The organism is Uliginosibacterium sp. sgz301328 (genome assembly GCF_041807905.1).
Taxonomy (GTDB): Bacteria; Pseudomonadota; Gammaproteobacteria; order Burkholderiales; family Rhodocyclaceae; genus JBGVSA01.
Genome location: NZ_JBGVSA010000011.1, coordinates 1 through 11,643 on the forward strand (window position 1 = coordinate 1; position 11,643 = coordinate 11,643).

Sequence of the window (11,643 nt, forward strand, 5' to 3'; positions counted from 1 at the left end):
TAGCAGTGGGCGGCGTGAAGGGAACGTGCGCGCCGGGCGCCCATGCGCTTCATCGAACACTTCGCGCAGACCGCCCACATTCGCCAGCAACGGGTGTCCCTTCATGCGCCAGTCATTGAAGTCCCCGGCCACCACCAGCGGCGCGTCGTCCGGCACCTGCGTCTTGATCAGATGCGCCAGTGCGTGCAGTTGCTCGCGGCGGTGTGTCTCGCGCAGGCCGAGGTGAACGCAGATCGCATGCACCTGCTGGCGACGATGCGGCAGGTCGAGTACGCAATGCAGCAGCCCGCGTCGCTCGTGCTTGCCGAGTGAGACGTCGTGGTTCTCGTAATGCAGGATGGGGAATTTCGACAGGATCGCGTTGCCATGGTGACCGTGCGGATACACCGCGTTGCGGCCGTAGGCGTAGGCGGACCAGATCGAATCGGCGAGGAATTCGTATTGCGGCGAAGCAGGCCAGTTGGAATAGCGGCGCGAGTGGTGCTCATGGCTGCCGAGCACTTCCTGCAGGAACACCAGATCGACACCGGCGCCGCGCACCGCCTCGCGCAGCTCGGGCAGCATGAAGCGGCGGTTGAAGACGCTGAAACCCTTGTGCGCATTCACAGTGAGTACGCCCAGGGTCAGTTCGGGATCGCTGTCTCTCATTGTCGTCACCGTGCGGATCGGCGGTGCAGCCGGCCGCCGTGGCGGCGCATGCGACACCCTGCCGGATGACTTCAATGTACGCCAGGGCACGCAGCGCCGCCGACAGCGCGCGGCGGCGGCAATGTAGGTGCTGGTCCGACGCAGCTCAGGGATTCGCTTCGCGCACCAGTCGCATGCCGACCAGCGTGTAGCGCGTCTGCGGTGTGTTCCAGTTGCGGTAGCTGCACCGCGTGTAGAACGACCACGTGTGCCACGAACCACCGCGGCGCACGCGGACGTTGCCATCCGCCGGGCCTTGTGGATCGATTTCCGGCGAATGCGCGTAGTAATCCTCGCCGTACCAGTCGCCGGTCCACTCCCACGCGTTGCCGTGCATGTCGTACACGCCGAATGCGTTGGGCGCAAAGCTGCCGACCGGCGCGGTGAAGGGATAGCCATCGTGGCCGTCGAGGGCGCGATCCCGCCAGCGCGGCCAGTTGGCGGCCGCGTCCTGGTCGAAGGTATTGCCAATGCGCAACACGCCCTGCGGATCGTCGCCGTTGGCGTAGCGGGTGCGCGTGCCGGCGCGACAGGTGTATTCCCATTCCGCCTCGGTCGGCAGGCGATAGCGCACGCCTTCGCGCTGCGACAGCCACGCCGCCAAGGACTGGGCGTCGTTCCACGTTACGTTCAGAACGGGTTCATCGTCGCCCTGCGCGAAGCCCGGATTGCTCCAGCTATAGCGTGTGTCGCGTCCCTCGAACGCATCGCCGCGCTCGGTCGTCGAAGGATCGTAATCGGCGCGATAACCGTAGCCGCCGGTGCCGTCGCTGATCGATTCGGGCACATATCCCGATGCCTGCAGAAAACGCCGGAATTGCCCGACTGTGACTTCATACTGACCGATGTAGAAGTCGCGGCTGATGCGCACGCGATGCACCGGTGCCTCATCGGACAGCGCGACAAAGCGCTCGCGTTCGTAGCCGGGGTAGCTCGCCGCCAACGCCTCCAGCGACTCGTCGCTGCCCATGAGGAATTCACCCGCCGGGATGCGCACGAAGCGCATGCCCAGTGTGTTGTCGAGCGTTTCGGGCGCATGTCCGCCCGTTGCGCAGGCCGTCAACATCATGAGGGGCAGCACTGCACAGATGGCGCGGGCCATGTCGTTTCCTAGTAGGGTGGAAAGAAGAAATACGCCAGCGCGATCGCTGCGATCACGCCGGCAAGGTCGGCGATGAGACTGCAACCGATGGTGTGGCGCGTGTTGCGGATGCCCACCGCGCCGCAATACACGGCGACGACGTAGAAGGTCGTGTCGGTGGCGCCCTGGAACATGCTCGACAGGCGGCCGACGAAGCTGTCGGCGCCATAGGTCTTCATGGCGTCGATCATCATGCCGCGCGCGCCGCTGCCTGACAGCGGCTTCATCAGCGCCGTGGGCAAGGCCGGGACCACGTCCGCCGGCAAGCCCAGCAGACCGAGTACGGCAGCGACGCCGCGCATGACCAGATCCATCGCGCCGCTGGCGCGGAACACCGCGATGCCGACGAGGATCGCCACCAGGTAGGGGATCACCATGACTGCCGTATTGAAGCCCTCGCGAGCCCCCTCGACGAAGGTATCGAACGCGTGCACACCGCGTCGCGTCGCCAGCGCGAGAAAGCCCACTACCAGGCCGAACAGAATCAAGCCGCTCACCAGTGCGCTGCGATGTGCAAGCTGCTCTGCCGACAGGCGCGCGAAGTACCACAGCGTGCCGCACACGGCGGCCACCATGCCCACGATCCATGCCAGCACCACCGGATGATGCAGGCGGATCTTCTGCACCATGCTCACCGCCACCAACCCGGCGAGCGTGCTGCAGAAGGTTGCCAGCAGGATCGGCAGAAAGATGTCCGCCGGATTGGCGGCGCCGAGTTGCGCGCGGTAGGTCATGATGCTCACCGGGATCAACGTCAGGCCGCTGGCATTGAGCACGAGGAACATGGCCTGCGCATCGGTGATGGTGTCCGGGCGCGGGTTGAGTTCCTGCAATTCCTTCATCGCCTTGATGCCCAGCGGCGTGGCCGCGTTGTCCAGGCCGAGCATGTTGGCGCTGATGTTCATGAGGATCGAGCCGCTCGCCGCATGGCCCGCCGGGATGCCCGGGAACAGCCGGCGAAAGAGCGGATCGACCACGCGCGCCAGCATCTGGATGGCGCCGGCGCGTTCCCCCACCTTCATAATGCCGAGCCAGAAGGCCAGCGTACCGGTCAGGCCCAGGGCGATTTCGAAGGCTGTTTTCGACATGCCGAAAGTGTCTTGCACGATGCGGTTGAAGACTTCCGCGTCGCCCAGCACGAGCCATTGCACGAGCGCCGCGACAAAAGCGGCAAAGAAGAAGAACAGCCAGATGTAGTTCAGGACCATGAGGCGGCAGTGTAATCGCCTCGCCGGCGCGGATGGCGCCGTTTGCACGGAAACGACAAGGGGCGCGGACCGTGCACGTAGAATGGCGGCTTCGTCACGCATCCGCACCTTCAGGGCCGTCCTCATGCATCCATCGCTCGTTGTCTTCAGTTTCCACGCCGCGCGAGGTGCCGCATGAGCGATCTGCCGATGATCGAATGGGAAGAGGGCGGCGAACTGTGCCGTGCCCGTTGGCGTTCGGAAGCCGGTAATCCGCCGCCACGACGCGTGGTGGTCGCCGACGATACGCTCACGGCCGACGCCGCCTATCGGTTGGCCTGCGAAGGTACCGCGCTGCTGTGGCGGGCCGATTTCCAGAACGCCCGGCAACTCTTGCAGGCCATGGCGCGCCGCGCGGATCGTCGCCCTGCCAAGACATCCAAAGACCCTGCCGAAGCCTTTCACCTGCATCGCCAGGCCCAGGCGCAGCGCGCGCGCACATTGGGCATGCTGCTGATTCCGTTCGAGGCCGATCACAGTATTCCGCTGCGCCGTGCGCCAGATGCGCGCGACGCCTGCCAGCAAGTCTATGGTGAGGCGGACGGCCCGTACGCGACCTCGCTGCGCGAACTGCAGGGACTGATCGGCGCGTACGAATGGCGCCGCAAGGGGGTCGAAATACCTGCGCTCGGCGCCCGCATCCATCCGTACTACGGCGTGTTTTCGCCCGTGCGCGGCGAATACCTCGATCTCATTGCGCGGGCGCGTCTGCCGGCTGCCGATCTTGCCTTCGACATCGGCACCGGCACTGGCGTCATTGCCGCGCTGCTGGCAAAACGCGGCGTTGCGCGCGTGATCGCCACGGAACAGGATGCGCGCGCCATTGCGTGCGCACGTGACAATCTGTTGCGCCTCGGCGTTGCGGGGCAGGTGGACGTTGCAAAGGTCGATCTGTTTCCGGAAGGCCGCGCGCCGCTGGTGGTGTGCAATCCGCCGTGGGTGCCGGCGCGCCCCAGCTCGGCCATCGAGCACGCGGTGTATGACCCGGACAGCCGCATGCTGCGCGGTTTTCTGGCGGGGCTGCCGGCGCACCTCGAACCGGGCGGCGAAGGCTGGCTGATCCTGTCGGATCTGGCCGAGCACCTTGGACTGCGTACGCGCGAGGCGCTGATGGGCTGGATCGAAGCGGCCGGGCTGGTCGTGCTGGGCCGCGACGACATTCGCCCGCGCCATCCCAAGGCCACCGACGAGAACGATCCGCTGCACGCCGCGCGGCGCCGCGAAGTCACCTCGCTGTGGCGATTGGGGCTGCGTCAGTCCTGAGTATTCGGGGAATCGATCAACGCGGCGATCGCCGCCAGTGCCTGCGAATGTTGCGTGGCCGTGGGGCGCTGCCGCGCCAGTTCCAGTGCGCGGCGCGTAAGCGCGCGGTAGAGCACACCATGGTCGCCGCCCAGCGCATCCAGCGCTTCAAGGTGTCGAGCCACGATGCCCGTGTCGCCACGCGACACCGGACCCGCCAGGGCGTCCGATAACGGCCGGTCGTGTGCGGATTCGAGCGTACCGGTGACGAGCGGCCACAGCGCTCGCACCGTCTGGGCACGATCGATTCCGGCATGCGTCCACAAAGTGGCGGCTTCTTCGAGCAGGCTCAGGATGAAGCTTGCCGCGTAGTTGGCGCCCGCGTGATAGAGCGCGCGCTGGCCGGCAGGGATCGTCAGCGGCCGGCAGCCGAGGCTGTGCGCTAGTTGATTCAGTGTCTCGACGAGTGGCTGGGCGGCTTCGATCGTGATGCTGCAACCGGCCATGCGTTGCGCGTCGTCGTCGCGTCCGGCAAACAGAAACAGCGGGTGGAGTCCACCGACCTGCGCTCCTGCTTGGCGCGCAGCATCCAGCACCGACAGTTCGCTGGCGCCGGAGAGATGGACCACCGCCTTGCCGTGCAGCGTGCCGAGTTGTCCGGCGATTTCGGCGAGCAGATCGTCCGGCACGGCAAGGACGACCAGGTCGGCAAGCGCTGCCACGTCTGCCGGACTTGCCACCGCCACGCAGCCTTCGATCTGCGCAGCAAGTTGCATGGCACTTCCACCGTGCCGGCTGCATACTGCCACCACGGTTTGCCCGGTAGCGTGCCACCGCCGGGCCAACGCCCTGGCGATTCGGCCGGCGCCGACGAACCCGATGCGGGGCGCTGCGGCAGTCATGGGCGGCGTTCAGCCTGCCAGGCCGCGGCGCAGCAGTTCGGCGACCAGTTCGTTGATGTCGCGCTGCTGCGTTTCGGCCTGCGTGCGCAACTGGGTCACCAGATCGCCTTCGAGCTTGACGGCGAACGGAATCAGCCCGCGCGCCGCGTCGAGCTTGCGTTGCTCGCGACGGTCCGGCACCTCGCCCGATGCCGCGCCAAAGCGCGTCGCCGAGGCGCCTTGCTTGAGCTTGCCATTGATCTTCAGGCCAAGGTTCTTTTCGAGGTCGGTCTTCTTCATACGTGTCTTTCAGGGGCTGCGCCGAGCGATTCTTCGCGGGCCGCCATTGTACGCGCTCAGGCCAGCGCCGGGCCTCGGCGCGCCACTGCCTCGATGAGCCACGGATTGAGCCGGGCCGGATCGATCGGCTTGGTGCAGTGATGGTCGAAACCTGCTTCGGTCGCGCGACGCTGGTCTTCGGACGAACCCCATCCGGTTAGCGCGATCAGCATCATGCTCTTGCCCCAGTCCTGGTCGCGGATGCGGCGCGCCGCGTCATAACCGTTCAGGCAGGGCATGCCAATGTCGAAGATCGCCACATCCGGGCGCTCGCGGGCGGCCAGTGCGACGGCCTCTTCGCCGTCGCGCGCGCACAACACGTCGTGCCCGTCGAGCGACAGCAACAATGCAAGGCTCTCCAGCGCGTCGATGTTGTCGTCGGCGAGCAGGACCTTGCACGGTGCGGCTTCCGTGCGCGGCGCCGGGGCGGCGGCCGTCGGGGGCGCCGAACGTACTTCGGGCAGCGGCAGGCGGACGACGAACTCCGCGCCCTTGCCCAGCCCCGTGCTCATGACTTCAATCGTGCCACCGTGCAGGTCGACCAGGCCCTTCGTGAGCGCCAGCCCGATGCCGAGGCCGCCTTCGGAGCGGTCCATCACGGAGCTGACCTGCGAGAACATCTCGAAGATCAGCGGCAGTGATTCCGGCTCCAGACCGACACCGTTGTCGAGCACGCTGATGATGACGTGCGTCGCATCCGCGCCGACCGACAGCCAGATCCGTCCGCCCGCATCGGTGTACTTGGCGGCGTTCGCCAGCAGGTTCGACAGCACCTGCGCCAGCCGCAGCGGGTCGGCCTGCAGCGAGATGTCGTGGTCCGCCATGTCGATCGTCAGCGTGTGGCGCTTGCCTTCGATGATCGGACGCGAAGTCTCGAGCGCAGCGTCGATGACGTCCGCCAGCCGGACCTGCGATTTGCGCAATTCCAGGCGGCCTTGCGAGATGCGCGACACGTCCAGCAGATCGTCGAGCAGCAAGGCCATGTGTTCGACCTGCCGTTCGATCACGTCCTGGCTCCAGCGCAACTGACGCTCGGTGACATTGGGCGAGCGGCTGATGTGCACTGCCTGCCGGATCGGCGCGAGCGGATTGCGCAGTTCGTGCGCCAGCGTGGCAAGAAAACGGTCCTTGCGGCGGTCCGCTTCGCGCAGCGCTTCGACGAGCTGGTGCTGCTCGGTGATGTCCCAGATCACGCCGATGAATCGCCCCACGGCGTTCGAGCCGTCTTTCTGCTGCTCGAACCGGACGCGGCCGATGACGTGCGCCCATCGCACCGTGCCGTTGCGGTGAACGACACGGTGCTTCACTTCATAGCGTTCTTCGCCGTCGGACGCGATGCAGCGGTCGATGCTTTCCTTTACGAGTTCGACGTCGCCAGGATGGATGCGTGCATATGCGTCTTCAATGTGAATGACCTCCTGATCGACATCGAAGATGGCGCGCGCCTCGGCCGAGAAGCGCAATGCGCCTTGCGGAATGTTCCAGTCGAAGGTGCCCAGCGATGACGATTCGGCGGCGAGCCGGAAGCGCTCCTCGCTGTCGCGCAATGCCTGCGCAAAGCGATATGGCTCGGTGACGTCATAGCCCTGCGCAAAGATGCCGGTGACCGCGCCGTTGGCGTCGCGCACAGGCTGGTAGGTGAGGTCGATGAAGGCCTCGGTCAGCGGTCCGTTGGGCGCGCGCTGCAGGACGACGCGCAGATTGCGCCCCGAAAAAGGCTCGCCGGAGCGGTATACGGTGTCCAAGATCTGCTCGAAGCCCTGGTTGCGGACATCGGGCAGCGCGTCGAACAGCGGCCGGCCGAGCACCTCGCGATGGCCGATGAGCTGGTAATAGGCCGCGTTGACCTTTTCCAGCACATGGTTGGGCCCGCGCAGCAAAGCGATGAAGCCGGGCGCCTGGTCGAACCACTGCTGCAGGATGCGCTGTGAGGCGCGGCTCTCGGTCAGCAGCCGGGCGCTTTCGTTTTCGGCTTCGCGCCGGCGTGTCATGTCGATGAGCGTCACCAGCACGCCGGCAACGGTGCCGCGTTCGTCGCGTACGGGGCTGTAGCAGATGGTCAGGTAATAGACTTCGCGATCACGCGTGGGGTAGAGGATGTACTCCTGGTCTTCGAGATAGACCGTCTCGCCCTGCGCGACCCGCTCGTAGATCGGCCCATTGAAGTGCCATACCTCGGGCCAGCATTCCGCCGTCGGCTGGCCCATCGCGCGCGGGTGCTTGGCGCCAAGGATCGGCTGGTAGCCGTCGTTGTAGATCTGGATGAGTTGCTCGCCCCACAGCAGGATCTTGGGAAAGCGCGATTCGAGCACGAGGCTGGCGGCCACGCGCAGCGCAATGCTCCACTGTTCGAGGGGGCCAAGCGGCGTCGCCGACCAGTCGGTGGCACGGACCAGTGCGCCCATCCCGCCGCCACGTGGCGGCCAGCATTGACCATTGTCCGCTTCGTTCATGTGCAATCTTCTCCCCAGGGGCGGCATGGCCAGCGTTGTGCCACGCCGGCTCGCCGTACTTCAGACCGAGAGTGCCGCCAGGACTTCGCGCAAAGAGTCGACCACGGGTACGCCCAGCCGGCGGATGTCGGCGTCCGGGCGCAGCATGTCGGGCACCATCACGACTTTCATGCTCGCCGCCACCGCGCCGCGCACGCCGGCGTTGGAGTCTTCCAGCACCAGGCACTTCGTTGGCTGCGCGCCGATGCGTCGTGCGGCAAGCTCGAATATCTCGGGCGCGGGCTTGCCGCGCGTGACTTCATCGCCGCACGCCAACGCCTTGAAGTGCGGCAGGAGATGCGCGCGGATGAGCTTGGCTTCGGCCCGCGTACGGCGTGTCGACGTCGCCACAGCGCAGGGGATGCGCTGTGCTTCGAGTCGCGCGAGCAGCTCACGCACGTAGGGCTTGGGCTGGATGAGCCCGTCGGCGATGGCTGCTTCGTACAGTTCGCCGAAGCGCTGTCGCAGATCGGCCACCGGGTAATCGGCGCCGTATGCGTCGAGCATCAGCACGTCGGAGTCGCGCGAATTCAGGCCGACCATGCTGAAGCCGACCTCTGCTTGCCAGGGCAGCGAAAGCGAACTCGCCGCCTGGGCGAGCAGGTCGAGGGCGACCCGCTCGCTGTCGAGCAGCAGGCCATCCATGTCGAAGATCACCGCTTCGGGGCGGGCGAGAGTCAGGGGCATAGCCAGAGCGAAATCCCAGATGCAGGAATCAACCGGAGTGTGCCGCATTCATGAAGCAAATGAAGGGCATCCGACCAAGTGGGCAAGTGTAAGAGATACGCGCGCTGGCGGGGCAGGGCGAAAGGAAGCCGCCGCCCCGGAGCCGACTGATCGGGGCCCGAAGGCGGCCTAGCGGAATCGCCTGAGCTGAACCCGGCCGTCCGGCATGAACCATGTGCCGAAACGCACCAGCCCCGTCTGCCGTAGATGGCAGACCAGCGTGTAGGTGAGCGTGATTTCCTCGGTCGCCGGATGGAGTTCGATCTCGATGCCTTCGATGCGTGGCTCGTCGAGCTGAAGCTCAGCAAGGTCGCCGATCGCCTGGCGCGTCACTATCGCACGCGGCTCGAATACGACGGGCAGGTGTGCGATTACATTGCAGCAGCGTGCCTCGCGCCCGACACTGGCGCTCGAAACATCGATCACCTGCTCAATCAGCAATTGCTGCCCACGGTGTCGCAGGCGCTGCTGCAATGGCAGCGCGACACAGGCGATGCGCCGAGTGTGGTGCGATTGGCGTGGAATGAGGCCGAGGCGGCTCCGAGCCTCGTGATGGAGTAGCGGCAGAGCGGTATCGCCCTGCCCCTGCCGCACATTCCCGTTCGGCACTCGCTGCGCCCTCGCTGGGCGCAGGTATTGTCAGAGCAGGACGATGTCGAACTGCCATAAACAAAAATAAAAATAGCTATAAATCATTAGCTTACGTAATGCATTTTGTGATTTAAGCCTCCTGGCTACCCATACAGCTACCCAAACAGAGAGTGCTACGTCGAAGTGTCCCACACGAACGACGCGAACGCAGTCGCCACATGTGGCTCGTGATCATCGGTCAGTACCCGCTAGATACCTGTACCAGGTCGTACTCAGCATGCAGGCGCCTCTGTCTCCTCATGAGAGAAGACATACGCCGCCATCGTTGGCTCGATCATCTCGATCGAAGATGGCTGCAATCCATCCCTTAAGCACCACAGTTCTCACGAATGTCAAGGCATGAATTCTTGCGGAATTTCATGCCTCGCGAGATCCCGATGATCCGCGAACAATTCACTTCGACGCCAGCCACTCAGGATCAACTCAACGGCCCTGGAGTCTGCCCCAAACGACGGGTACGTGCTGACGATCATCAACGAACCTTGGAGATCCATCTATGACATGTAATGACGCAATCAATTTCGACGACCTGCCAGATGCTGCTCATGTGGATGTGCATGCAGTAGCGGTGCTGTTCGGATGCAAGGTACCGACGATTTGGGCAAGGCTGCGGCGCCACGAATTGCCCGCGCCTCGAAAGTTCGGAGCGCATACGCGCTGGAATGTTGGAGAACTCAGGGTTCTTCTTGCTGGCAGCAACCAACATTCTGCCGTCAGTGCTTAACGAGTCTTTTCCTTCCTAACCGATAAAAGTTGCAGGCTGAGCGAGGGCCCCGCGAAGCTTCAGCGATGTCATTAAATGACAAACACATTGCCTGAAGGGGCTTTTCATGCACAACCAATTCCCTGTACTAAACCCGACTATCTTTCCCGTCGAAAAGCTTACTCCCAAGCTCCGTGCCGCAGTTGAGGAGGCTGCATTGTCAACCAAGGCGCCTGTCGCGCTCATCGCCAGCACTGCGTTGGCATCAGCATCACTTGCAGTGCAAGCCAGGTTCGATGTCAAACGCATGAAGAATCTGAAGTCGCCCTGCTCGTTGTATTTCCTGACCTTTGCCGAGTCTGGAGAAAGAAAAACAACGATCGATGAGATGTTTTTCCGAGCATTCCGCGAGTTTGAGAAAACCTGCAAGCTCAAGGCAACCGATACCGATGACGAAATCGAACAGGATCCGCAAGACAAGCCCCAAAAACGGCTGCGCTTGCTGTACAGCGACACCACACCCATTGCCTACCTGGAAGGTTTGTCAAAGTACGGCTGCTCCGCTGGTGTAATCGAAGATGAAGCGGGTCGAATCTTCAAGAGCCGGATGGTTGATGACATTGGACTGTTGAATAAACTGTGGGGCGGTCAAGACCTAAGCGTCGATCGCAAGAGCGGAAGCTTTGTCATCCGATCACCTAGGTCGACGATCAACTGGATGGTGCAGCCATGGATCTTCAAGGAATACATGGAGCGCAAAGGCGAAAGCATTAGAGGGATTGGGTTCCTCGCAAGATGCCTGGTTTGTTACCCCCAATCCACACAAGGCTGGCGGTTCATCGATTTCGATGCCGTTGAACTGCCAGCCATTGAAGCATTTGGCAAAAGAGTCTCGGATCTACTGAATGATCAGCTCAACTACTTCATCAATCCCGATGAGCATACCAAGACAGAATTGCATTTCTCTCAGAATGCTCAGCACGAGTGGGTGAACATCTTCAACGGCATCGAGCAAGCGCTACAGCCAGGCGGGCAATTCTGCGAAAACCGCGACTACGCCTCCAAGGTTTCGGAGATGATCGCTAGGGTGGCCGGCGTCCTTCATGCCTTTGAAGGCTACGACGGCAGCGAGATTTCGTTGGGAACGCTTCGGTCTGCGACCGGCATCGTTCTGTGGTACGCGAATGAGTTCCTTCGCCTCTTCTCGCCTCCCAGCCCAATGGACGTGCACAACAGGAATGTGGCAATGCTGGACAACTGGTTGCTCGGGTGGGCACGGCAGGGCGGCGCTCGTGAGATTCGGAAGAATGATCTGCTCCAGTTGGCTCCCAAGCCCCTCCGGCTGCGTGCCGTCATGGATATGTGCTTGGCAACCCTGAATCAGTGGGGGCGTCTGGATTACGGCCAGGCTTTCATTCAGCCTCCCACTGCAATGACAGCACCGCCGAGGCGTCCGACTCAGTTCGTTATCCTTCGCGACTATTACTACTACCAACAACGCGTGTGATTTCTTGTCTCGTTGAAGCGCCTCTGC

At 63.6% G+C, this 11,643-nt stretch carries 10 protein-coding genes; 3 read left to right on the plus strand and 7 right to left on the minus strand.

Features of this window, described 5'->3' with window-relative positions; genetic code table 11:
- The 3 genes from ACDA63_RS09950 to ACDA63_RS09960 form a co-directional block, all read right to left on the minus strand.
- On the minus strand, positions 1–648 hold a 648-nt coding region (locus ACDA63_RS09950; RefSeq protein WP_373663080.1), incomplete at its 3' end, for an endonuclease/exonuclease/phosphatase family protein.
- A 145-nt stretch (positions 649–793) separates the two neighbouring features.
- The gene (locus ACDA63_RS09955; RefSeq protein WP_373663081.1) at positions 794–1,789 is read right to left on the minus strand and encodes a formylglycine-generating enzyme family protein; all 996 of its coding nucleotides are present in this window, start codon (positions 1,787–1,789) and stop codon (positions 794–796) included.
- A gap of 8 nt (positions 1,790–1,797) precedes the next feature.
- Complete coding sequence (locus ACDA63_RS09960) at positions 1,798–3,036, minus strand: nucleoside recognition domain-containing protein (RefSeq protein WP_373663082.1); 1,239 nt, start codon at positions 3,034–3,036, stop codon at positions 1,798–1,800.
- A gap of 174 nt (positions 3,037–3,210) precedes the next feature.
- Here ACDA63_RS09960 and ACDA63_RS09965 point away from each other — a divergent pair, with 174 nt between their 5' ends.
- Positions 3,211–4,338: a methyltransferase gene (locus ACDA63_RS09965; RefSeq protein WP_373663083.1), complete on the plus strand. Its 1,128-nt coding sequence runs from the start codon at positions 3,211–3,213 to the stop codon at positions 4,336–4,338.
- Here the strand turns inward: ACDA63_RS09965 and ACDA63_RS09970 are convergent.
- Genes ACDA63_RS09970 through ACDA63_RS09985 form a run of 4 tightly spaced genes read right to left on the minus strand, consistent with a single transcriptional unit; the run spans position 4,329 to position 8,716 of the window.
- The gene (locus ACDA63_RS09970; RefSeq protein WP_373663084.1) at positions 4,329–5,219 is read right to left on the minus strand and encodes a Rossmann-like and DUF2520 domain-containing protein; all 891 of its coding nucleotides are present in this window, start codon (positions 5,217–5,219) and stop codon (positions 4,329–4,331) included. The genes ACDA63_RS09965 and ACDA63_RS09970 overlap by 10 nt on opposite strands.
- Before the next feature lie 9 nt (positions 5,220–5,228).
- Positions 5,229–5,498 carry a hypothetical protein gene (locus ACDA63_RS09975; protein WP_373663085.1) on the minus strand — a complete coding sequence of 90 codons (270 nt, stop codon included), beginning with the start codon at positions 5,496–5,498 and terminating at the stop codon, positions 5,229–5,231.
- A gap of 56 nt (positions 5,499–5,554) precedes the next feature.
- Positions 5,555–7,990: an ATP-binding protein gene (locus tag ACDA63_RS09980; RefSeq protein ID WP_373663086.1), complete on the minus strand. Its 2,436-nt coding sequence runs from the start codon at positions 7,988–7,990 to the stop codon at positions 5,555–5,557.
- Positions 7,991–8,050: 60 nt separating this feature from the next.
- On the minus strand, positions 8,051–8,716 hold the full coding sequence (locus ACDA63_RS09985; RefSeq protein WP_373663087.1) for an HAD family hydrolase: 666 nt from the start codon (positions 8,714–8,716) through the stop codon (positions 8,051–8,053).
- Between the two features lie 246 nt (positions 8,717–8,962).
- On the opposite strand from ACDA63_RS09985, the gene ACDA63_RS09990 reads away from it, so the two are divergent.
- Positions 8,963–9,316 (plus strand): hypothetical protein, encoded by a 354-nt coding sequence (locus tag ACDA63_RS09990; protein WP_373663088.1) that lies wholly within the window; start codon positions 8,963–8,965, stop codon positions 9,314–9,316.
- A gap of 920 nt (positions 9,317–10,236) precedes the next feature.
- The gene (locus ACDA63_RS09995; RefSeq protein WP_373663089.1) at positions 10,237–11,616 is read left to right on the plus strand and encodes a YfjI family protein; all 1,380 of its coding nucleotides are present in this window, start codon (positions 10,237–10,239) and stop codon (positions 11,614–11,616) included.
- Positions 11,617–11,643 lie beyond the last annotated feature (27 nt).